Below are 21,379 nucleotides of genomic sequence, written 5' to 3' on the forward strand. Positions count from 1 at the left end.
TTCAGGTCTCGCTCCTGCGGTGCACCCGTGTGATCCAGTCCGCCGGTTTGGCGATCTCCGACTTGGTGGGGAGGGTGTTCGGGGAGGTCCAGACCCGGTTGAAGCCGTCCATGCCGACCTCGTCGACCACGGACCGTACGAAGCGCTCGCCGTCGCGGTACTGCTTGAGCTTGGCGTCCAGGCCGAGCAGCTTGCGCAGCGCGAGGTCCAGACGGGAGGCGCCCTTGGCGCGCCGCTGCTGGAACTTCTCGCGGATCTCCCCGACGGTCTGGACGACGTCGGGGCCGACGCCGTCCATCACGAAGTCGGCGTGGCCCTCCAGCAGGGACATCACGGCGGTGAGCCGGCCGAGGATCTCCCGCTGGGAGGGAGTCTGCACCAGCTCGACCAGCGAGCGGCCGCCGTCGTCCTCCTCGCCCTCCGGGCGGCCCCCGGCGAGCGTCTGGGCGGCCTCGCGGACGCGTTCGAGGACGGTCATGGGGTCGACGTCGGTCTCCGCGAGGAACGACTGGATTTCGCCCTCCAGGTGGTCGCGCAGCCACGGCACCGCGGAGAACTGGGTGCGGTGGGTCTCCTCGTGCAGGCACACCCACAGGCGGAAGTCGTGCGGGTCCACGTCGAGTTCGCGTTCGACGTGGACGATGTTCGGGGCGACGAGCAGCAGCCTGCCGCCGCCGTTCGCGCCGGCCGGGAGTTCGCGGGTGGCGGGGGCGAAGGTCTCGTACTGGCCGAGGACGCGGGAGGACAGGAACGACAGCAGCATCCCCAGCTCCACGCCGGTGACCTTGCCTCCGACGGCGCCGAGGACCGCGCCTCCCGCGGTGTTGCCGCGCCGCTCCTGCATCTTGCCGAGCAGCGGCTTGAGCAGTTCCCGGAACCCGGCGACGTTGGCCCGGACCCAGCCGGGCCGGTCGACGACGAGGACGGGGGTGTCGTGGGTCTCCTCGGTGCCCATCCGGGTGAAGCCCCGGACGTGCCCCTCCGAGGCCTTGGCGTGCCGGCGGAGTTCCGCGACGACGGCCCGGGCCTCGTCGCGGCTCACCTCTGGGCCCGGCCGTACGAGCCGGGTCGCGGTCGCGACCGCGAGGTTCCAGTCGACCATCCCGGAAGAAGCACCGATGCTCGTCATGCGTCAACGGTACGTGAGCGGCACCACTTCGGGCAGGGCATGGCGGACGGTGGCGGCCGGTTCCCCGGCCGCGGGCACCGGCTCACCGGGTCGTCGTCAGCGCCGTCGCCGCCCGGTCCAGGGCCGCGCGGGCGGCCGTCACCTCGTACCCGCCCGACGTCAGGAAGGCGAAGCCGAGGACGTGGCCGTCCCGGGTGACGGCGGTTCCGGCCAGGGTGTTCACGCCGTTGAGGCTGCCGGTCTTGGCGCGCACGATGCCGGCCGCGCCGTCGGCGTACCGGGTGGTCAGGGTGCCGGTGAAGCCGGCCACCGGCAGGCCGGTGAGAGCGGGGCGCAGTCCGGGCCGGGCCGGGTCGGCGGCCTTGAGCAGGAGGCGGGTCAGCAGGTTCGCGGTGAGCCTGCCGTTGCGGTCGAGGCCACTGCCGTCCTTGAAGCGGGCACCTTTGAGCGGCAGGCCGAGCTTCTTCAGCTGGGCCTCGATCGCGCGTGCGGCCCCGGCGAAGTCCGCGCGCTTGCCGCTCGCGACGGCGGTGTGGCGGGCGAGGGCCTCGGCGATGTCGTTGTCGCTCTCGGTCATCATCCGCTCGACCAGGGCGGACACGGGCGGCGACTGGACCGTGGCGAGGGGCTGGGCGCGCTTGGTCGCCTTGGAGGGGCCGGGCGACGTCGTGCGGATGCCGTGCTCGTTCAGGAACCGCGCGAACTTGCCCGCGGCGTCCGCCGCCGGGGCGGCGATCCGCTGCACCGGCGGCCCGCTGGTCGACGCGTCGACGCGGGCCTCGTCGGCCATGAGGGGAGTGACCGGGGCGAGGTTGTCGTTGACCCCGATGGGGTGACGTTCGGGCCCGGCGTACAGGGTCGTGTCGTACGACAGCGTCACCTCGCGCACCTTGCGTTCCTTCAGCGCGGCCGCGGCCTTGGCGGCGAGGGTGCGCAGGCTGGCCAGGCCGACGCCGTCCTTGCGGGCGGTGAGGGTGGGGTCGCCGCCGCCGACGAGGACGAGTTCCTCGGTGTCGGGTTCGTAGACGGCGCGGGTGGTCAGGCGGTGGTCGGGCCCGAGGGCGGACAGCGCGGCGACCGCGGTGGCGATCTTCGTGGTGGAGGCGGGGGTGAGCGCCTCGTCGGGGCCGCTGCCGTAGAGCCTTTTGCCGGTGGCCAGGTCGATGACGACGGCGGTACGGCGGTCGCCGAGCGCGGGAGCGGCGAGCAGGGGGTCCAGGACGGCGGCGAGGGCCCGGCCGTTCGGCGAGGACATGACGACGTTCGTGGCGGAGCCGAGGCCGGTCAGGACCGAGGCCGCGCTCGGAGCGGGACGGGGGGCGCCCGCCATGCCGGGGCCGTCGCCGTGATCTGTGCCACCCGGCTCCCGGTGGGCGGCGGCCCGGTCCCGCTCCGCCGTACGCTGGCCTGAGGAGTCCCAGGGCCCCGCGGCCGTCACCACTCCGGCGGCCAGCGCGAGGCCCGCGGTGGCGGCGACCGCGGTGTACGGCCACGGACTCGCCTTCATCACCCTCCCGACCTGCGGTTTCGCGGCCGGAGCCCACCGGGCGACCCGGGGTGCGGCGGCCGCGCGGGCCCGGGCGAGACGGGGACGGACGGCGTTCGCGATCCGCGCCACATGCGGTCTCGCGGCCCGCCAAGGCCTCAGCTCGGGCACGACCACCAGCCCCTTTCGCGATCACTTAGCTGCGTGAGGGACACTTAATCACCAGAACTGCGTGCTGATCATGGAGGAGCCACCGGTGGAGTTCGACGTCACGATCGAGATTCCGAAGGGTTCGCGGAACAAGTACGAGGTGGACCACGAGACCGGTCGGATCCGCCTGGACCGCCGCCTGTTCACGTCGACCAGCTACCCGGCCGACTACGGCTTCGTCGAGAACACCCTCGGCGAGGACGGCGACCCGCTGGACGCGCTGGTCATCCTGGACGAGCCGACCTTCCCGGGCTGCCTCATCCAGTGCCGTGCGATCGGCATGTTCCGGATGACCGACGAGGCCGGCGGCGACGACAAGCTGCTGTGCGTGCCCGCGCACGACCCGCGCGTGGAGCACCTGCGCGACATCCACCACGTGTCCGAGTTCGACCGCCTGGAGATCCAGCACTTCTTCGAGGTGTACAAGGACCTGGAGCCCGGCAAGTCCGTCGAGGGCGCCAACTGGGTGGGCCGGACCGAGGCCGAGGCCGAGATCGAGCGGTCCTACAAGCGCTTCGAGGAGCAGGGCGGTCACTGAGATCGCATATTCCGGGTAGACGGGCCGCGCGCTCAGGCGTGCGGCCCGTCCGTGTGTCAGTGCGCATACTGAGGCCTGTTGGGTGTGTCGTACAGGGAGCGCTGCCAGGTGACGGACGCGGAGGCCCGCAAGCCGCAGTCGGACGAGGCAAGGGGCACGTTCGACCCCGAGGTCACATCCGAGTTCGCGATCCCCGAGGGGCTGGACCTCGCCAAGGCGCCGGCCGAGCCGGAGACGACGTCCGAGTTCGCGCTGCCGGACGGGCTCGACGTCCCGACGCCGCAGGCCGCCGAGCCGGAGGGGTCGGCGTTCAGTCCGCCCCGGACGTACAGCTCGCGCAGCGCGCCGGCCGCGTTCACGCCGGCGAGCGGGGTCCCCGTGGTCCGGCTCACCAAGGACGTGCCCTGGCAGGACCGGATGCGCACGATGCTGCGGCTGCCGGTGGCCGAGCGGCCCGCTCCCGAGCCCGTGCACAAGCACGAGGACGAGGCGGGCCCGGCCGTCCCGCGCGTCCTCGACCTGACCCTGCGTATCGGTGAGCTGCTGCTGGCCGGCGGCGAGGGCGCCGAGGACGTGGAGGCGGCGATGTTCGCGGTCTGTCGCTCCTACGGCCTGGACCGCTGCGAGCCGACCGTCACCTTCACCCTGCTGTCGATCTCGTACCAGCCGTCCCTGGTCGACGACCCCGTCACGGCGTCCCGGACGGTACGCCGCCGGGGGACGGACTACACCCGCCTCGCGGCCGTCTATCAGCTCGTCGACGACCTCAGCGACCCCGAGACGCACATCTCCCTGGAGGAGGCCTACCGGCGCCTCGCGGAGATCCGCCGCAACCGGCACCCGTATCCGACGTGGGTGCTGACCTCCGCGAGCGGGCTGCTCGCCGGTGCGGCCTCGGTGCTCGTCGGCGGTGATGTGATCGTGTTCGTCGCGGCCGCGCTGGGCGCGATGCTGGGCGACCGGCTGGCCTGGCTGTGCGCGGGGCGCGGACTGCCGGAGTTCTACCAGTTCACGGTGGCCGCGATGCCGCCGGCCGCGATGGGGGTCGCGCTCACGCTGCTGCACGTCGACGTGAAGGCCTCGGCGGTCATCACCGGTGGGCTGTTCGCGCTACTGCCCGGGCGGGCACTGGTGGCGGGCGTGCAGGACGGGCTGACCGGCTTCTACATCACCGCCGCGGCACGGCTGCTGGAGGTCATGTACTTCTTCGTGGGCATCGTCGTCGGGGTGCTCGTGGTGCTGTGGTTCGGCGTCCAGCTCGGCGCCCAGCTCGACCCCGAGGCGGCCCTGTACATCGCCGAGCGGCCCCTGCTCCAGATCGCCGCGTCGATGCTGCTCTCGCTGACGTTCGCGGTGCTGTTGCAGCAGGAGCGGTCCACCGTGCTCGCGGTGACGCTGAACGGCGGCGTCGCGTGGATCGTCTACGGCGCGATGCACTACGCCGGGAACATCTCACCGGTCGCCTCCACGGCGGCGGCCGCGGGACTGGTGGGGCTGTTCGGGCAGTTGCTGTCGCGCTACCGGTACGCGTCCGCGCTGCCGTACACGACGGCGGCGATCGGGCCGCTGCTGCCGGGTTCCGCGACGTACTTCGGGCTGTTGTCGATCGCGGGGAACGACGTGGATTCGGGGCTCGGGTCGTTGAGCAAGGCGGCGGCGCTGGCGATGGCCATCGCGATCGGGGTCAACCTGGGGTCGGAGATCTCCCGGCTGTTCCTGCGGCTGCCGGGCGCTGCGACCGGGGGGCGGCGGGCCGCGAAGCGGACGCGCGGGTTCTGAGGCCGTTCCCCTTCCCCGCCCTCGCGCCCGCCAGGGCGGGTCAGTACTGCCGGTAGGGGTCGTAGGGCTCCTGCTGCTGGGGGTACGGCTGCTGCTGGGGCGGGTACTGCTGCGGGTGGCCCTGGTTGCCGTAGCCGTGCTGCTGTTCGTACCCCTGCTGCTGTCCGTAGCCCTGCTGCCCGTGCCCCTGCTGCTGTCCGTAGCCCTGCTGTCCGTACCCCTGCTGCTGCCCGTAGCCCTGCTGCTGTCCGTGGTCCTGTCGGCCGTTGCCCTGACGGCCGTGTCCCTGCTGCTGCGGGTAGCCCTGGTTGCCGTAGCCCTGCTGCTGTCCGTAGCCCCGGTCGGCGGGGTGGTCCGGCTCGATGCGGCGGAGCTGGGTCGTGGCGTCGTCCATCACGGGCTGCTGCTGGAGCCGGGGCTGCCCGTCCTGGGGCTGCTGCGGCTGCTGCGGCTGCTGGGACTGGTTCTTCTTGTTCTTGGAGCGGGCGCGCCAGAACTCGAGGATGATCGGCAGGACCGAGACGAGGACGATCAGGATCAGGATCGCCTCGATGTTCGCCTTGACGAAGCCGATGTTGCCCAGCCAGGCGCCGAGCATGGTCACGCCCGCGCCCCACAGGATGCCGCCGATGACGTTCCAGACCAGGAACGAGCGGTACCGCATGCCGCTGACGCCCGCGATGATCGGCGTGAACGTGCGCACGATGGGCACGAAGCGGGCCAGGACCAGGGACTTCGGGCCGTACTTCTCGAAGAACTCGTGGGCCTTGGTGACGTTCTCCTGCTTGAAGAGGCGGGAGTCGGGGCGGGTGAAGAGCGAGGGGCCCACCTTCTTGCCGAACATGTAGCCCGCCTGGTCACCGAGGATCGCGGCGAGGCAGATCAGCACGATGGCCGCCCACAGCGGGAAGTCGAGCTGGTTGGACGTGATCAGCAGGCCGGCCGTGAAGAGCAGCGAGTCGCCCGGCAGGAAGAAGCCGATGAGCAGCCCCGACTCGGCGAACACGATGAGGAGCAGGCCCCAGATTCCGAAGCTGTCCAGCAGATAGTTCGGATCCAGCCAGCTCGGTCCGAGGGCAAGCGTCGTCACGGTTCCGGGCTCCTGAGAGGTCGGGAAGTACGGCGTCCAATACGGCCGGACAAAGCTATCAACGGAAAGTGTCCGGCCCGGGTTCCACCGGGGTTCCCAGGATGCACTGTGCGCGCACCGCCCAGAACCGTGGGGTCGGTGGGCGGCGGCGGTCCTGGCCCGGGAGCGGGCTCCCGGGCCAGGGTCCTAGGAGGTCCGCCGGGCCTCGTTGGCCTTGATCGCGTCACGCAGGTAGACCGCGAGACCCGGGCGGATCTTGTCGTACGTCGCCGTGAACCGCGGGTCGGAGACGTACATCTCGCCGAGGCAGCTGTGCATCTCGTGGGAGCAGTCGTAGTACGACCGCGTGATGAACAGGCGGTGCTCCTCGGCGGTGTCGGTGGCCGCCTCGGAGTCGGCCGGGGTGCCGGCGGCCATCAGGTCGGCCATGCGCCGGTGGATCGCGTCGAACTCCTCGGTGGCGCGCTTCCAGTCCTCCTTGGTGTAGGAGGAGGTGCGCTCGCGCGAGCGGCGGTAGGCGTCCGTGCCGCCCCAGCGTTCGCGCACCTCGTCCTCGTACTGGTCCGGGTCGTGGTCCCCGAACACCTCGAACTTCTCCTCGGGCGTGAGGTTGATGCCCATCGTGCGTGCCTCCATGGCGTGCTCCACGGCCGCCGCCATCTTCTGCAGCTTCTCGATCCGGGCGGTCAGCAGTTCGTGCTGGCGGCGCAGGTGCGCGCGCGGGTCCGCGGCCGGGTCGTCGAGCAGTGCGGCGACCTCCTCGAGCGGGAAGCCGAGCTCCCGGTAGAACAGGATCTGCTGCAGCCGGTCGAGGTCGGCGTCGCTGTAACGCCGGTGGCCCGCGTGGCTGCGCTCGCTGGGGGCGAGCAGGCCGATGCCGTCGTAGTGGTGCAGGGTGCGCACCGTGACTCCGGCGTACTCGGCGACCTGTCCCACGGAGTAGCTCACTTCCGCTCCTTCTCTCGGTACGCCTCCACGCTGAGCCCTCACGCCACGTTAGGTGCAAGCCGCGTGCGACGGCCTCATCGGCTCAGGCGGGCGAAACGGCGTACCGCCAGCGGGAAGAAGACCGCGAGCAGTACCAGCGGCCAGACGACCGCGCCCCACACGTGTCCCGGCTCACCTCCCGGGTTGCCGAACAGGTCGCGTACGGCCGTCGCGGTCTGCGACATCGGGTTCCACTGGACGACCGTGCCGAGCCAGCCGGGCATGGCCTGCGGTGTCGCGAACGCGTTGGACAGGAAACCGATCGGCCAGACCAGGATCTGCACGGCCTGCACCAGCTCCGGTTTCCCGGCGACCATCGCCAGGTGGATGCCGATCCACAGCATCGCGAACCGGAACAGCAGCAACAGCCCGACGCCGCCGAGGAAAGCCGCGAACCCGCCGTGCGCGCGCCAGCCGAGGGCGAGCCCGACGCCGATGAGAACGGCCAGGGCGAGCACCGACTGGAGCATGTCGGCGGCCGAACGGCCGACCAGGACCGCGCCGTTGGTCATGGGCATCGACCGGAAGCGGTCGATCACCCCCTTGTTGAGGTCCGCGGTGACGGCGATCATCGTGCCCTCCAGGCCGAAGGCCATGGTGAGCGCGAGCATCCCGGGCAGCAGGTATTCGATGTACGCGCCGTCGACGGCGCGGCCGCCGCCGACCAGGTAGCCGAACATCACCAGCATCATCACCGGGAAGGCGGCGTTGACGGCCACCTGGACCGGTTGCCGGGCCCAGTGGGAGAGCTCACGGCGGGTCATGGTCCAGGAGTCGGTCAGCGCGTGCGTGGTCATACGGCCTCCTTCGTGCGGTCGGCGGTCAGGTGCAGGAACGCCTCGTCCAACGTGGGGCGGCGCAGTGCCACGTCCTCGGCCTCGATCCCGGCCTCCTCCAGCGCCCGTACGACCCCGGCGAGCGCCGCCATCCGGTCGGTCACCGGCGCGCTGAGCAGCCGTCGGTCGGCGTCGACGGTGACGCCGTCCTTCGGTACGGGCAGCAGCGCGACGGCCGTGCCCAGGTGGCCCGCGTCGCGCAGCACGACGTCGATACGGTCGCCGCCGGTCAGGGCCTTCAGCTCGTCCGAGGTGCCCTCGGCCACGACCCGGCCGTGGTCGACGACGGAGATCCGGTCGGCGAGCTGATCGGCCTCCTCCAGGTACTGCGTGGTGAGCAGCACCGTCGTACCGCCGACGGCCAGGGTGCGGACCGACGCCCACACCTCGGCGCGGCCGCGCGGGTCGAGGCCGGTGGTGGGCTCGTCCAGGAAGAGCACCTCCGGCTCGGTGATGAGGGACGCGGCGAGGTCCAGGCGGCGCCGCATACCGCCGCTGTACTGCTTGACCGCCTTGCGGCCGGTGTCCTCGAGGCCGAAGCGCTCCAGGAGCTCGCCGGCCCGCACGCGCGCGCGGCGGGCCCCCAGGTGGTGGAGGCGGCCGAACATCTCCAGGTTCTGGTAGCCGCTCAGCCCCTCGTCCACGGCCGCGTGCTGGCCGAGCAGCCCGATCCGCACGCGCACCTCGTACGCCGCCCGCACGACGTCGTGCCCGGCCACCTCCACGCGCCCCTCGTCGGGGCGCAGCAGGGTGGACAGGATCCGGACCAGGGTGGTCTTGCCGGCGCCGTTCGGGCCGAGCACTCCGTGCACCGCGCCGCGCGCGACCGAGAGGTCGAGCCCGTCGAGCGCGTGCTTGACGTCTTTTCCGTTGGCGTACTTCTTGCGTGCTCCTACGACGGTGATCGCCGTGTCGCCCACTGGGCCCCCTCGCTAATCAAACTTGATTACCGACGGGACGCTAGTACCCGGCAGGATGATTAGTCAAACTTGATTAACAGCTGCCGCCGGAGGGCCTCTCCCCCGTCGCGTACGGGTTCTCCTCGCCCTCGGCGAGCACGCCGACGAAGGGCGCGCCCTCGCCGGAGAAGGTGTAGGCGCCGCCCTCGACACGGCTGATCACGCCCCTGGCCCACTCGGCCTCGGCGTCGGCGGTATGGATCCAGAGGTTCATGATCTCGCCGATGTGGCCCAGTTGCGCCGGGCCCTCCTCGGGCACGTAGTGGTCGGTGACGGCGGTACGCCATTCCTCGATGCGCCGGATGCGCTCCTCCAGCAGCGCCACCGCCTCGGCCCTCGGCAGGTCGACCATGAAGCCGATGGCCGCCGACTTGACGTCGACCTTCTGGTCGTAGGAGGTCAGCGCGTCGCGCAGGAGGGCGAAGTACTCCGCGTCGCCCGCCGGCGTGAGCTCGTACTCGGTGCGCGGCGGTCCGCCCGCGGTGGACGGGGCGATCTCGTGCGCGTGCAGCAGGCCCTGCTTGGCCATCTGCTTCAGGGCGTGGTAGATCGAGCCGGGTTTGGCGTGGGACCACTCGTGGGCGCCCCAGTACTCCAGGTCGTTGCGCACCTGGTACCCGTGGGCCCGCCCGTGCTGGCGGACGGCACCCAGCACCAGGAGACGGATCGCTGACATGCCGTCCAGGTTAGGCCGCGCGTCGGGCGGCCCTGGGTCCGCCCCGTGGTGCCCGTCCGGGAGCCCTCGGGCCGCGCGTATCGAGCGCGGTCGGCTCCCGGAGAACCGCCCAGGTCACTCGCCCCGCTTACGTCGTGATCGATGGGGCGGTCTCAGAAGGGGAACGTGCTGCGGCCGTGCTGTACCGAGATCCACTTCAGCGTCGTGAACGCGTCCAGCGTGGTCTCGCCGTTCAGCCGGCCGAGTCCCGAGTCCTTCTCGCCGCCGAACGGCACGAGCGGCTCGTCGTGCACGGTGCCGTCGTTGACGTGGAACATGCCGGTGTCGATGCGCCGGGCGAAGCGGACGCCGCGCTCGACGTCGGCGGTGTGCACGGCGCCGCTCAGACCGAACGGGGTGTCGTTGACGAGGCGCACGGCCTCCTCCTCGCCGTCGAAGGGGACGAGGAGCGCGACCGGGCCGAAGATCTCCTGGCGCAGCAGCCCCGAGTCCGCCGGTACGTCGGTCAGGACCGACGGCTCGACCAGGTTGCCGCGCGTGGCGCCGCGCAGCAGCGCGGTGGCGCCCTCGGCGACCGCCTGGTCGACGACCGACGTGATCGCGTCCGACTGCGAGGAGTTGATCAGCGGGCCGATGACCGTCTCCGGGTCGCTCGGGTCACCGGCCTTCAGGCCGCGCACCTTGGCGACGAACTTCTCGGTGAAGGTCTCGGCGACCGAGCGGTCCACCAGGATGCGGTTGGCGGCCATGCAGACCTGGCCCTGGTGCACGTACCGGCTGAAGACGGCCGCGTCGACGGCGTAGTCGAGGTCGGCGTCGTCGAGGACCACCAGGGCGCTGTTGCCGCCGAGTTCGAGGATCGCGCGCTTGAAGTGCCCGGCGCAGACGGTGGCGACGTGCCGGCCCACCTTGTCGGAGCCGGTGAAGGAGATGACCTTCGGGACCGGGTGCTCCAGGAAGGCGTCGTTGATCTCCGCGATGTCGGTGACGACGACGTTGAGCACACCGGCGGGCAGTCCCGCGTCCTCGAAGAGCCGGGCCAGCGCCGTGCCGCCCATGACGGGGGTGTCCTGGTGGGGCTTGAGGACGACGGCGTTGCCCAGAGCGAGGGCCGGGGCGACCGACTTCAGGGACAGCAGGAACGGGAAGTTGAAGGGGCTGATCACGCCGACGACGCCGACCGGGACGCGGTAGAGGCGGTTCTCCTTGCCGGGGTCCGGCGAGGGGATCAGCCGGTGCTCGCCGCGCGTCGTGAGGCTCACGGCCTCCCGCAGGAACTCCTTGGCGAGGTGCAGTTCGAAGCCGGCCTTCACCCGCGTGCCGCCCAGCTCGGCGACGATCGCCTCGGTGAGCTCCGGCTCGCGCTCCTCGACCAGCCGCAGCGCCTTCTCCAGCACGGCGCGACGGGCGTGGGACCCGGCCTCGGCCCAGTCCCGCTGGGCGCGGGCGGCGGCGCGGTAGGCCTGATCTATCTCGTCGACCGTGGCTATGGTGATCGCGGCCAGCTTCTCACCGTCGTACGGGTTGAAGTCGATGATGTCCCAGGAACCCGTGCCCGGACGCCACTCGCCGTCGATGTACTGCTGTGCCAGGTCGGTGAAGTAGGACGACATGCGACTCCTCAATCCCTGCCGGTGAAGCAGTGCCTGATCGCACGTCATCGTACTGGTGATGCAACAGAGTTGGAGTAACTCTCCGGGAACCCTTCAGGAGAGCTGGAGCAGCCCTCGCAGCAGGTCGCGGCTCTCGTCCGGCCCCGGGCTGTCCCGCTGGAGCTCCTTCAGCGCCTTCTCGTACTGGGCGACGTCCTCCGTCTTGTCCAGGTAGAGCGCGCTGGTGAGCTGCTCCAGGTACACCACGTCCGACAGGTCGGACTCCGGGAAGCCGAGGATGGTGAAGGCGCCGGACTCGCCGGAGTGCCCGCCGAAGCTGAACGGCATGATCTGGAGCCGTACGTTGGGCCGCTCGGAGAACTCGATCAGGTGCTGGAGCTGGCCGCGCATCACCTCGCGGTCGCCGTAGGGCCGGCGCAGGGCGGCCTCGTCGAGCACGATGTGGAAGTCGGGGGCGTTCTCGGAGACGAGGTGCTTCTGCCGCTCCAGGCGCAGCGCCACCCGCTTCTCGACGTCGGCCTCGCCGGCACCCTTCATCCCGCGCCGGACGACGGCACGCGCGTACGCCTCGGTCTGGAGCAGGCCGTGCACGAACTGCACCTCGTAGGCGCGGATCAGGGACGCCGCGCCCTCCAGGCCCACATAGGTGGGGAACCAGCTCGGCAGGACGTCCGAGTAACTGTGCCACCAGCCCGCGACGTTGGCCTCCCGGGCCAGGGACACCAGCGACGTCCGCTCCGTCTCGTCCACGATGCCGTACAGCGTCAGCAGGTCTTCCACGTCTCTCGTCTTGAAGCTCACCCGGCCCAGCTCCATCCGGCTGATCTTCGACTCGGAGGCGCGGATGTGATAACCCGCCGCCTCGCGCGTGATGCCCCGTGCCTCTCGCAGTCTCCTGAGTTGCGAGCCGAGCAGCATCCGCCGCACCACCGATCCGGGCTCTCCCGCGCTCACGTTCCAGCCTCCCCAACCGTCTTCAGGGCCCGCAGTCTGCCACTAAAACACTCCGAGCTGTACTCGTCCGATTACACAGATGGAAAGAAGCCAAAGATTCCGGATCCCTCAAGGAACGCCGAGGGAAGGAGAAGGCCAGGAGGCGGCGTGAAGATGGCGGAAAAAATGGCCAACAAGTGGTACGGGAGGGTCCAATTCGGTCGCGTGCACGTGCATCTGCCCTTGCATCTGCTGTACGCATCCGAAACCATGGTCCCGCGCCACCGCTGCATCGCCACGACCGCGAATTCCCGGGGGAGTGCCTCGCATGGGGACGAATGGATCGACCATGCTCGAGCCTTTACGGCAGGGCCTTCCGCCGCTGGACCCCACGGCCGTGTCCAACGCCGCCTCCTGCGCCCTGCCGGCCCGCTACGAAGCGGTGCGTGAGGCGCGGCAGTTCACCCGCAGAACGCTGGACCAGTGGGATGTCGGCCACCGCTTCGACGACGTCTGCCTGGTGGTCTCCGAACTGGTCACCAACGCCCTGCGGCACGGCCTGCCGTCCGTCACCCCGCGCCCGCCGGCCCGGGACGGCGACCACACCCCGCCCCAGGTGCGACTGCACCTGATGCGCTGGACCGAGCGGCTGGTGTGCGCGGTACGCGATCCCAGCAACGACAGTCCGGTCGCGCGCGAGGCCGACGACTTCGCGGCGGAGTCCGGTCGCGGGCTGTTCCTCGTCGACTCCTTCTGCGACAGCTGGGGCTGGCACCCGCTGGCCGGCACGCTCAGCGGCAAGGTCGTCTGGGCCATGTTCCGGCTCCAGCCCGACGGCTGAGGAACCTCGGCACCTCCTGGTGCCGAGGTTCTACGCGCGTCACCGCGGGTCGGCGGAGGCTCACCCGCCGTCACCGCGCCCCGCGGGTTCAGCCCGCGATCAGATGGTCGAACTCGCCGTCCTTCACACCGGCGAGCATCGCCTCGATCTCCGCGCGCGTGTAGACCAGCGCCGGCCCGTCCGGGAAGTTCGAGTTGCGTACCGCCACTCTCCCGCCCGGCAATCGCGCGAACTCCACGCAGGACCCCTGCGAGTTGCTGTGCCGGCTCTTCTGCCAGGCCACCCCGCACAGGTTCGTGGCGGCCATGCCGTTGTACACGCCGGACGCGCCGGCGCCGTGGTGCACGTCACCGTCGTACACGTCACCGTCGTACACGTCGTGATCCACAGGTCGCTCCCCGGTGGTGCACTGGCTGCTATGGCCATGGATGCAGTGGTCAACTGAGGCGGATCATAACCTTGTTCATGTGCAGATGCATGGGCAGATGCACGTGCACGGGGGGTGTTCCTGCGGTTACAGCTTGGACGGCCGCGCTACCGAAGTCGTTCCAGCGTCTGCCCCAGGGCCCGCATGACATACGACCGCCAGCCCCCGTCCATGATCCTCCGCGCCATCGACTGCGCCGGATCGTCCGGATCGAATCCCTCGTGCACTAGGAACAGACGCGTTCCGCGCCCTTCCTGTTCCAGGGTCCACGTGATGGTCCAGTCCGCCGCGCCGGCACCCGCGGCGTCCGCCCACCGGACGCGCAGCATCCGCTCCGCCTCGTAGCCGAGCACCGACACCTCGACGACACCGGAGAAGCCGGTGTTGGGGCGCGGCACGGAGGTCATCCGGTAGCGGTGGCCGACCTCCAGGCGGAAGTCCTCGGAGCCCGGCATCTGCCACTGCGCCAGCAGCTCGGGGTCCGTCAGCGCCCGCCAGACCTTCGCGGGCGGATGCGGGAAGAACTGGTCGACGCGGATCACGGTGAGGTCGTCGTCCGCGGCGCCGGGTGGGGTGCTCATGTCGGTTCATCGTCGGGCATGCGGTCGAGCAGCTCACCGAGGCCGCTCAGCCGCTCGCGCCAGAACCGCTCGTACGGATGGAGCCAGTCCTGTACGTCTGCCAGCGGGGCCGCCTCCAGGCGGTAGATGCGCTGCCGGCCGGAGCGCTGCTCGGAGACCAGCCCGGCGTCCCGGAGCACTTTCAGGTGCTCCGAGAGGCTGGGCCGGCGCATGTCGAAGTGGTCGGCCAGGGCCTGGACGGGCTGCGGGCCGCCGTCGCGCAGCAGTCGCAGCACCTCGCGACGGGTGGCGTTGGCGAGGGCGGCGAACACGCGGTCGGCGGCCTCGGCGGTGTCGGCGGCACGCGCCCCGGCCCCGGTGCTGGTCATGGCGTCGTCAGAAGCCTTCCTTCTCCGTCAGCAGCATCAGACCGTTGCCGTCGGGGTCGCGGAAGGCGGCCATGCGCCCCCAGGGGTGGTCGTCCGGCCCCTGCACCTCGACGCCCGCTTCCGTGAGCCGGGCGCAGTCCGCGTCGACATCGGTCGTGACCAACATGATCCCCCGTGTGGAGCCGGGGGTGAAACCGCCCATCCGGGGCCCGGACAGCGTGAACGTGGTCTGCGCACCGCGCGGGGCGACCTGGAGCCAGCGCCCGGGCGGCATCTGGAGGTCGGCGGTGACCTCGAAGCCGAGCACCTCGGTGTAGAAGCGCAGGGCCCGGTCCTGGTCGGCGACGGGGAGGGTGACGAAGGAGGCGTGGGTGATGTTCATGCGGCACAGAATAGGTAGGCGTTTCCCTACGCGTCAAACGTAGGGAAACACCTACCGGTCAGCCGGCGGCCGTCACCGGCCGGAGTACGGCATCAGGGCCATCTCCCGGGCGTTCTTGATCGCGCGCGCCAGCTGCCGCTGCTGCTGGGCCGAGACCCGGGTGACCCGGCGGCCGCGGATCTTGCCGCGGTCGGAGACGAACGTCCGCAGCAGGTCGGTGTCCTTGTAGTCGATGTACGTGATCCCGGCCCGGTCCAGCGGATTGGGCCGGCTCCGGACGGGCTTGCGATCGGGCTTGCCGTCGGGCTTGCGGGACATGGCGGGTTCAGACCTCCAGGAAGGCGTCGAAGGCGGGCGGCAGCCGCTTCCACGCGGCGCGCCCGGCGGCGTACTCGGCGTCGGTGAGCAGGCAGGACTCCAGCAGGTGCGCGAGCCCCTCCCGGTCCAGGCCGGGAGACGTGAACACGAGGTGCTGACCGCGGTCGCCGTGCTCCGGATGCCAGTCCAGCGCGGCGGCGGCGCGGCGCACCGGCGGCACCAGGTCCCACGCCGCGTCGGGCAGCGAGGCGAGCCAGGGGCCGGCGCTCTCCACGCACAGGGCACCGCCGGCGGCGTCCCAGTGCAGCAGCGTGTCCGGCCGGTCGGCGAGCCAGAACCGGCCCCGGCTGCGGGCCGCCGCGCAGGTCAGATCCTCCAGCGCCTCGAAGAGCCGCTCGGGATGGAAGGGACGGCGCCGGTGCCAGACGAGCGTCGTGACCCCGTGCGCGTCCGCCTCGGTGGGCAGCAGCGCACAGGCAGGGTGCTGGGCCGCGGCGGCCGCTTCCACGTCGAAGCCTGCCAGGGCGGCGTGGGCGAGGGGCGAGTGCGCGCCGGGCACTCCCGCCGCGCCCGGGCCCCCTCGGCCCGCCCTGATCCCCCGGCCCGTCCGGGCCTCGTTGCCGGACCGGGCCGCCATGTCCGTACGGACCTCGTTGTCCGTCCGGGCCTCGCTGTCCGTCCGGGCCTCGCTGTCCGTCCGGGCCTCGCTGTCCGTCCGGGCCTCGCTGTCCGTCCGGATCCGCCGGTCCGGCCGGGCGGGCCGGTCGTCCGCCGGAGCGGCGCGGCCGACGGGCACCTGACGTGCCGTCGGATGCAGCTGCGCGAGCAGCTCACGGTCCTCGTCGTCGGCGTCCGGGGAGTCCAGGACGGCGAGGACGGGGGCGTACTCCAACTGCCGCGCGAAGGTGTCCGCGACGGTCCGCTGATCGGTGGCGGCCGCGGCGAGGCCGCACTCGGCGAGGTCGTCGCCGTTGCCGAGGCAGGGCAGCAGCAGCGCGGGGTCGACGGCGGTGATCACGCCGGTGACCGTGAGCCCGCCGGAGGCGATCACCTCCGTCATCGCCTTCGGCTCCACCGAGTCCCACAGCTCGACGACCGCGAGCGGGGTGTCACCGGCGTCCGCGAGCCGCCGCAGCTCGGGGACCAGGTCCGCGCGCAGCGCGCAGCACGCGCAGTCGTTGACGAGCGGTGTCTCGCCGGCGTCCCGGAGTCCGTCGGCGTCCCGGACGGTGCGTACGACCGTGCCGCCGACGGCGGTGGACAGGTCGTGGTGCAGTACGACGCTGCCGGGCACCTCGGCGAGCAGCTGCCCGACGGCGGCCTTGCGGGCGTCGGCGTGGAGTCCGCCGACGACCACGACAGGGAGCTCGGGCATCGACTAGCCCCGCTTCCCGTACCGGCGCTCGAAGCGCTCGACGCGTCCGGCCGTGTCGAGGACGCGCGCCGTGCCGGTGTAGAAGGGGTGGCTGACGTGGGAGATCTCGACGTCGACGACCGGGTAGGTGGCGCCGTCCTCCCATACGACCGTCTTCTCGCCGGTGTGCGTGCCGGTGAGCGTGGACCGGGTGAGGAACGCGTGGTTCGCGGCCCGGTCACGGAAGACGACGGGCCCGTAGTGCGGGTGGATTCCCTTGCGCATGGCGGCGGCTCAGCGCTCCTCTCGGAACTCGACGTGACGGCCGGCGACCGGGTCGTACTTGCGCAGGGTCACGCGGTCCGGGTCGTTACGACGGTTCTTGCGGGTGACGTATGTGTATCCGGTGCCGGCCGTGGACCGGAGCTTGATGACAGGGCGGAGTTCGTTGCGTGCCATGCTGGTATCTTACTGAAAATGAATTCCATTTACGACAAGGCCTACGGAGAGGTACGTCACCCATGTCCGCCCACTGCATGCTGACCGGCGCCCGGCCCGGCTTCGGCAACCGCATCTCCCACTCCCACCGCCGCACCTCACGGCGTTTCGACCCCAACATCCAGACCAGGCGCTACTGGCTGCCCGGCGAGAACCGGTACGTCCGGCTGCGGTTGAGCGCCAAGGGCATCAAGACGGTCGACGTGATCGGCGTCGAGGCGGCGGTGGCCCGCATCCGCGCGCGCGGGGTGAAGGTCTGATGGCCAAGAAGAGCAAGATCGCGAAGAACGCGAAGCGGCAGGAGGTCGTCGCGCGGTACGCCGCCCGGCGGGCCGAGTTGAAGGAGATCGTCCGGCGGCCGTCGTCGACGGAGGCCGAACGCCTCGCCGCCCAGCGGGAGCTGCGCCGGCAGCCGCGGGACGCGAGCGCCACGCGCGTACGCAACCGGGACCAGGTGGACGGACGGCCGCGCGGGTACTTCCGGGCGTTCGGGCTGTCGCGGGTGGGTCTGCGCGAGCACGCGCACGCGGGGCATCTGCCGGGGGTGCGGAAGTCTTCGTGGTAGGCGGGGCACGGGGCGGCTTGCCGCGTCGTAGGCCGTAGCGCGGCCGGTCTGTTGCACTGTGAGACTGTCGGGCTGTCGGGCTGTCGGGCTGTCGGGCTGTCGGGCTGTCGGGCTGTCGGGCTGTCGGGCTGTGCGACTGTCGGGCTGTAAGGCCGTGGGACTGTGCGGCTTTCAGGCCGTCGGGCTGTCGGGTCGTCGCGCTGTAGGGCCGTAGGCCTGTCGGGTGGTCGGGTGGTCGGGTGGTACGGCTTTCGGGTCGTAGGGCAGTACTGCTGTGGGGTCGCAGGACGGTACGACGTCCCGCTCATAGGGCCCTACGACATTCCGGTCGTAGGGCGGTGCGACCGTCCGGCCATGCGGTTGTCGGGCTGTCAGGTCGTAGTTCCCTGTGATCGTCCGGCTGTGCTGTTGTCCGGCTGTGCTGTTGTCGGACGGTCCGGCTGTGCTGTCATCCGTTGGTACGGCTGTACCGCTGTGCGACTGTCCGTCCGTACGGCCACGCGGCTCGCGCGGCCCATCGGCTACCGGCTCACCCCTGGGGGCATGCAGTGACTTCGGCGACGACTTCGGTGGCGCACGCGCCTGGTGCGGTGCGCGGGCGGGTGCGGATCGCGGCCCTGGCCGTGGTGGGGGCGGTCGCGCTGACGGCCTGCAGTGGGGACGGTGGCTCGGACTCGGATCCGGACCGCTCCTCGGCCGGTGCCGTTCCCAGCCCGGTCACGTCGTCGGCGGCGACCGGCGGGGACGACGGTTCGCCGTCCGGGGCGGCCGCCGGGGAACTGGACGGCAGTTGGCTCGCCACCAGCGGGGGTGAGGCGGTCGCGCTCGTCGTCACCGGCGACACCGCCGGGCTGTTCGCGACCGGCGGGACCGTGTGCAGCGGGCGGGTGGGCGAGGCGTCGGGCACCCGGACGATCCGGCTCACCTGCTCGAACGGCAAGGACGAGCGCGGCACCGGCACCGTCGGCTCCGTCGGCGCCACGAGTCTGAAGGTGACGTGGGACGGCGGTCTCGGCGAGGAGACGTTCACCAGGTCCGAGGGCGGGGAACTGCCCCCGGGGCTGCCGACCGCGGGGCTGCCCACCACGGGGACCGGTTCGTGAGGTGACGCGGGTGAGGTGACGCGGGTGAGGCGGGCCGGGTGACCGTGCGGAGCCGGCGTACGTGATGATCCAGGGGCATCGACACGAACCCAGGGGACCCACTCATGCGCGCTACTTCGCTCACCGTCGGCTCCGCCGCACTCGCCGCCGCCCTGCTGCTGACCGCCTGCGGGGGCGGTGGCGACGGTGAGGGCGAGGACGAGGGCCAGGACACCTCCGCCTGCGTACTCGACGAGGTCGGCGTGGAGGTCGGCCCCGCCAACGCCGCGCCCCTCGCGGGGGACACCGGCAACATCCCCGTCACCGTCACCAACCAGGGCGCCGCGTGCACGCTGGACGGCTTCCCCACGGTCGGCCTCCAGGCCGACGCCACCTCCGCGACCGTGACGGAGGACGAGGCGGCCCGGCCGCAGAGGCTGACGCTCGCCGAGGGCACGGCGGCGACGTTCACGATCACGTACGTCCGGGGTGAGGCGGGTGTCGGCGGCAGCCTCGACGCCACCCGGGTGAAGATCGGTCTGCCCGGAGCGTCGGAGACGCGGGGCTTCGCCTGGTCGTACGGCCCTGTCGCGCTCGGCACGGGGGGCGTGCCGGACGCCTCGGTCGGGGCGTTCCAGCAGGCGGGAGACTGAGGGTCAGTCGAGCCGGCGACGGGATCGGACCTCGGCCCGGTCCGCGGCGCGTGCGCCCTCCGTCCAGCCCGCCGCGTCGCTGACCGCGCGCAGCCGGGTCGTGGTCGTCTCGGGGAACATCTGCTCCGCGTGCTCGGTGACCGCGGCTTCGCGCGACGCCAGGACCGGGAGCAGCCCGCCGGCCGCGGCGCCCTGGTCGCCGTCGCGTCCGGCGGGCTCCCCCTGGGCCTCCTCGGCCGCCTGCCTCGCGGTCTCCTCGGCGGCGGAGGCGAGACGGACGCCGATGCGGTGCGCGTAGGCCGCGAGGAAGGAGTGCCGGAAGGTCTTGGTGCGTCGGCGCCCGCCCGCGCGCTGGGCGGCCTCGGCCTTGGTCATCGCTGTCGTGGCCTGCACGAGGAGCGAGGTGTGGAGGAGTTCGACCACCTCCAGGTCGGGTGCGAAACCGACGACGGTGGAGAAGCCGAGGGGTTCGTTCCACACCGCGCGGCAGTGGTTGGCGGTGGCGACCGCGTCCAGCAGCACGGCCTTGGCCTGCTCGTACGGCGGGTCGACGCCGATCCGCCAGGCGGTCGGGCCCGTCCCCTGCGGCGTCCGGCCCGCGAGCAGCGCCGCGTCGATGCTGTGCCGCGCCATCAGCTCCTGCGCCTTCGCGCTGAGGGCCTCCGCCTCGTCCGGGAAGCCGGTGGCCTCGGCCTTCGCGAGCAGGGCGCGGATGCGGGTCAGCATCCGGGACTCGGGGGACGGTGTCTGCGCGCCGCTCTCCGTCCGGGGTCGCGCGCCCGTCCTGGTCGAGGGCTCGTCGAGGTCTTCGAGGGTGGGGAGGCGCAGCAGGAGGCGGTAGAGCTCCAGGACGGCGGTGGCGTGCGTGAAGCGGTCGGTGCGGGCGGGGGTGGCGGGAGCCTCCTCGGCGAGCTGCGCGAGCTGGGCGGCCCAGCGGGGCCCGCGGGGGCGGTCGTCCGGCGCCTGGTCGAGGATCAGGGCCGCCACGAGGCGTTCGTGCACGTCGTCGAGGTCGCGGCGGACGATCCGTACGACGTCGGCGGGCTGCCAGCCGCGGCGCCAGGCACCGGCGACGAACTCGACGCCCCGTCGGGTGACGTCCGCGTCGGCCGCCGGGTCGGCCGCGAGGAGGGAGGCGCCGGTGTCGAGGGCGGCGTGGTCGTCGGCGGGGGCGTAGAGGGCGGCCCGGAAGGCCCGGTCGACGGTGCTGGTGTCCACGGGGGGATCGTGCCATGCGGGCGACTGTCAACCCAGGGTTGACGCCTTAGGGGTGTCAACCTACGGTTGACGCATGACGAAGAACCCCGACTTCACGTCATCCATCCGTCTCGACGACCTCATCGCGGCCATCAAGAAGGTCCACAACGAACCCCTCGACCAGCTGCAGGACGCGGTCCTCGCCGGCGAGCACCTGGGGGACGTGGCCGACCACCTCATCGGCCACTTCGTGGACCAGGCCCGGCGCTCCGGCGCCTCCTGGACCGACATCGGCAAGAGCATGGGCGTCACCCGGCAGGCCGCTCAGAAGCGGTTCGTGCCGAAGGAGTCCATGGACCTGGACCCGAGCCAGGGCTTCAGCCGCTACACCCCCCGCGCGCGGAAGGTGGTCGTCGCCTCGCACGACGCGGCCAAGGCGGCGCACCACGCCGAGGGGCTGCCCGCGCACCTCGTGCTCGGGCTGCTCACGGAACCCGAGGCGCTCGCCGCACGGGCCGTCACGGCGCAGGGCGTCACCCTGGACGCGGTCCACGAGGCGGCCACCGCGGCGCTCCCGCCGGCCGCGGAGGAGGGGCCGGAACTCGTCCCGTACGCCTCGGACTCCAAGAAGGTCCTGGAACTCACCTTCCGCGAGGCCCTCCGCCTCGGCCACAACTACGTCGGCACGGAGCACATCCTGCTGGCCCTCCTGGAGTTCGAGAACGGCGAGGGCCTGCTGTCCGGCCTCGGCATCACGAAGGCGGGCGTGGAACAGTACGTGACGGAGGCGCTCGCGGAGTTGATGCGCGAGCGGGAGGGCGAGGGCGCGGGCGAGGGGGGGACGGGGGAGGCTGCTGGGGGGAGCTGAGGGGGGTGT

26 protein-coding genes are annotated in these 21,379 nt (G+C 71.7%); 8 read left to right on the forward strand and 18 right to left on the reverse strand.

Annotated elements, in window-relative coordinates; genetic code table 11:
• Position 1: 1 nt before the first annotated feature.
• A complete protein-coding gene (locus tag ACZ7LV_RS25710) occupies positions 2–1,129 on the reverse strand; it encodes a zinc-dependent metalloprotease (RefSeq protein ID WP_471942545.1) in 1,128 nt (375 codons plus the stop codon).
• 82 nt (positions 1,130–1,211) lie between these two features.
• Complete coding sequence (gene dacB / locus ACZ7LV_RS25715) at positions 1,212–2,792, reverse strand: D-alanyl-D-alanine carboxypeptidase/D-alanyl-D-alanine endopeptidase (protein WP_471942546.1); 1,581 nt, start codon at positions 2,790–2,792, stop codon at positions 1,212–1,214.
• A gap of 79 nt (positions 2,793–2,871) precedes the next feature.
• Here dacB and ACZ7LV_RS25720 point away from each other — a divergent pair, with 79 nt between their 5' ends.
• Positions 2,872–3,363: an inorganic diphosphatase gene (locus tag ACZ7LV_RS25720; RefSeq protein ID WP_196460818.1), complete on the forward strand. Its 492-nt coding sequence runs from the start codon at positions 2,872–2,874 to the stop codon at positions 3,361–3,363.
• Positions 3,364–3,471: 108 nt separating this feature from the next.
• Positions 3,472–5,142, forward strand: a complete 1,671-nt coding sequence (locus ACZ7LV_RS25725; protein ID WP_471942548.1) for a threonine/serine exporter family protein — start codon at positions 3,472–3,474, stop codon at positions 5,140–5,142.
• Between the two features lie 40 nt (positions 5,143–5,182).
• Here the strand turns inward: ACZ7LV_RS25725 and ACZ7LV_RS25730 are convergent, their stop codons facing one another.
• The 7 genes from ACZ7LV_RS25730 to ACZ7LV_RS25760 all read right to left on the reverse strand — a co-directional run bounded on the left by ACZ7LV_RS25730 (position 5,183) and on the right by ACZ7LV_RS25760 (position 12,221).
• The gene (locus ACZ7LV_RS25730; RefSeq protein WP_471942550.1) at positions 5,183–6,232 is read right to left on the reverse strand and encodes a DedA family protein; all 1,050 of its coding nucleotides are present in this window, start codon (positions 6,230–6,232) and stop codon (positions 5,183–5,185) included.
• A 186-nt stretch (positions 6,233–6,418) separates the two neighbouring features.
• Positions 6,419–7,180: a MerR family transcriptional regulator gene (locus tag ACZ7LV_RS25735; protein WP_471942552.1), complete on the reverse strand. Its 762-nt coding sequence runs from the start codon at positions 7,178–7,180 to the stop codon at positions 6,419–6,421.
• Between the two features lie 74 nt (positions 7,181–7,254).
• The gene (locus tag ACZ7LV_RS25740) at positions 7,255–8,016 is read right to left on the reverse strand and encodes an ABC transporter permease (protein WP_471942553.1); all 762 of its coding nucleotides are present in this window, start codon (positions 8,014–8,016) and stop codon (positions 7,255–7,257) included.
• Positions 8,013–8,975, reverse strand: coding sequence for an ATP-binding cassette domain-containing protein (locus ACZ7LV_RS25745; RefSeq protein ID WP_471942554.1), 963 nt, complete (start codon positions 8,973–8,975; stop codon positions 8,013–8,015). Before ACZ7LV_RS25745 ends, ACZ7LV_RS25740 begins: the two co-directional genes overlap by 4 nt.
• A 73-nt stretch (positions 8,976–9,048) precedes the next feature.
• Complete coding sequence (locus ACZ7LV_RS25750) at positions 9,049–9,690, reverse strand: PadR family transcriptional regulator (RefSeq protein WP_471942555.1); 642 nt, start codon at positions 9,688–9,690, stop codon at positions 9,049–9,051.
• Between the two features lie 152 nt (positions 9,691–9,842).
• Entirely contained in the window at positions 9,843–11,303 is a 1,461-nt protein-coding gene (locus tag ACZ7LV_RS25755; RefSeq protein ID WP_471942557.1) for an aldehyde dehydrogenase family protein, read from the reverse strand.
• Between the two features lie 93 nt (positions 11,304–11,396).
• Positions 11,397–12,221: a helix-turn-helix domain-containing protein gene (locus tag ACZ7LV_RS25760; RefSeq protein WP_471942842.1), complete on the reverse strand. Its 825-nt coding sequence runs from the start codon at positions 12,219–12,221 to the stop codon at positions 11,397–11,399.
• 364 nt (positions 12,222–12,585) lie between these two features.
• On the opposite strand from ACZ7LV_RS25760, the gene ACZ7LV_RS25765 reads away from it, so the two are divergent.
• On the forward strand, positions 12,586–13,077 hold the full coding sequence (locus tag ACZ7LV_RS25765; protein WP_471942559.1) for an ATP-binding protein: 492 nt from the start codon (positions 12,586–12,588) through the stop codon (positions 13,075–13,077).
• A gap of 88 nt (positions 13,078–13,165) precedes the next feature.
• Here ACZ7LV_RS25765 and ACZ7LV_RS25770 read toward each other — a convergent pair whose 3' ends face one another.
• The 8 genes from ACZ7LV_RS25770 to rpmG form a co-directional block, all read right to left on the reverse strand.
• Complete coding sequence (locus tag ACZ7LV_RS25770; RefSeq protein ID WP_401675732.1) at positions 13,166–13,465, reverse strand: DUF397 domain-containing protein; 300 nt, start codon at positions 13,463–13,465, stop codon at positions 13,166–13,168.
• 146 nt (positions 13,466–13,611) lie between these two features.
• The gene (locus ACZ7LV_RS25775; RefSeq protein ID WP_471942561.1) at positions 13,612–14,085 is read right to left on the reverse strand and encodes an SRPBCC family protein; all 474 of its coding nucleotides are present in this window, start codon (positions 14,083–14,085) and stop codon (positions 13,612–13,614) included.
• Positions 14,082–14,453, reverse strand: coding sequence for an ArsR/SmtB family transcription factor (locus tag ACZ7LV_RS25780; RefSeq protein WP_471942563.1), 372 nt, complete (start codon positions 14,451–14,453; stop codon positions 14,082–14,084). Before ACZ7LV_RS25780 ends, ACZ7LV_RS25775 begins: the two co-directional genes overlap by 4 nt.
• Before the next feature lie 7 nt (positions 14,454–14,460).
• On the reverse strand, positions 14,461–14,835 hold the full coding sequence (locus tag ACZ7LV_RS25785; RefSeq protein ID WP_401675726.1) for a VOC family protein: 375 nt from the start codon (positions 14,833–14,835) through the stop codon (positions 14,461–14,463).
• A gap of 72 nt (positions 14,836–14,907) precedes the next feature.
• Positions 14,908–15,153: a 30S ribosomal protein S18 gene (gene rpsR / locus ACZ7LV_RS25790; protein WP_471942565.1), complete on the reverse strand. Its 246-nt coding sequence runs from the start codon at positions 15,151–15,153 to the stop codon at positions 14,908–14,910.
• Between the two features lie 7 nt (positions 15,154–15,160).
• Positions 15,161–16,528, reverse strand: a complete 1,368-nt coding sequence (locus ACZ7LV_RS25795; protein ID WP_471942567.1) for a GTP-binding protein — start codon at positions 16,526–16,528, stop codon at positions 15,161–15,163.
• A gap of 3 nt (positions 16,529–16,531) precedes the next feature.
• On the reverse strand, positions 16,532–16,792 hold the full coding sequence (locus ACZ7LV_RS25800; protein WP_471942569.1) for a type B 50S ribosomal protein L31: 261 nt from the start codon (positions 16,790–16,792) through the stop codon (positions 16,532–16,534).
• A 9-nt stretch (positions 16,793–16,801) separates the two neighbouring features.
• Positions 16,802–16,966, reverse strand: coding sequence for a 50S ribosomal protein L33 (rpmG, locus tag ACZ7LV_RS25805; RefSeq protein ID WP_401675718.1), 165 nt, complete (start codon positions 16,964–16,966; stop codon positions 16,802–16,804).
• A gap of 62 nt (positions 16,967–17,028) precedes the next feature.
• Here rpmG and rpmB point away from each other — a divergent pair, with 62 nt between their 5' ends.
• The 4 genes from rpmB (at position 17,029) to ACZ7LV_RS25825 (ending at position 19,305) form a co-directional block, all read left to right on the forward strand.
• Positions 17,029–17,265: a 50S ribosomal protein L28 gene (rpmB, locus tag ACZ7LV_RS25810; protein WP_471942570.1), complete on the forward strand. Its 237-nt coding sequence runs from the start codon at positions 17,029–17,031 to the stop codon at positions 17,263–17,265.
• A complete protein-coding gene (gene rpsN / locus ACZ7LV_RS25815; RefSeq protein ID WP_471942571.1) occupies positions 17,265–17,570 on the forward strand; it encodes a 30S ribosomal protein S14 in 306 nt (101 codons plus the stop codon). The genes rpmB and rpsN overlap by 1 nt, the downstream gene beginning before the upstream one ends.
• 548 nt (positions 17,571–18,118) lie before the next feature.
• Positions 18,119–18,673: a hypothetical protein gene (locus ACZ7LV_RS25820; protein WP_471942573.1), complete on the forward strand. Its 555-nt coding sequence runs from the start codon at positions 18,119–18,121 to the stop codon at positions 18,671–18,673.
• Between the two features lie 104 nt (positions 18,674–18,777).
• Complete coding sequence (locus tag ACZ7LV_RS25825; RefSeq protein ID WP_471942575.1) at positions 18,778–19,305, forward strand: DUF4232 domain-containing protein; 528 nt, start codon at positions 18,778–18,780, stop codon at positions 19,303–19,305.
• Between the two features lie 3 nt (positions 19,306–19,308).
• Here the strand turns inward: ACZ7LV_RS25825 and ACZ7LV_RS25830 are convergent, their stop codons facing one another.
• Entirely contained in the window at positions 19,309–20,523 is a 1,215-nt protein-coding gene (locus ACZ7LV_RS25830) for a DUF2786 domain-containing protein (protein WP_471942577.1), read from the reverse strand.
• A gap of 73 nt (positions 20,524–20,596) precedes the next feature.
• Here ACZ7LV_RS25830 and ACZ7LV_RS25835 point away from each other — a divergent pair, with 73 nt between their 5' ends.
• Positions 20,597–21,370, forward strand: coding sequence for a Clp protease N-terminal domain-containing protein (locus ACZ7LV_RS25835; RefSeq protein ID WP_471942579.1), 774 nt, complete (start codon positions 20,597–20,599; stop codon positions 21,368–21,370).
• Positions 21,371–21,379: the final 9 nt, after the last annotated feature.

The organism is Streptomyces sp. NPDC107562 (assembly GCF_055657325.1).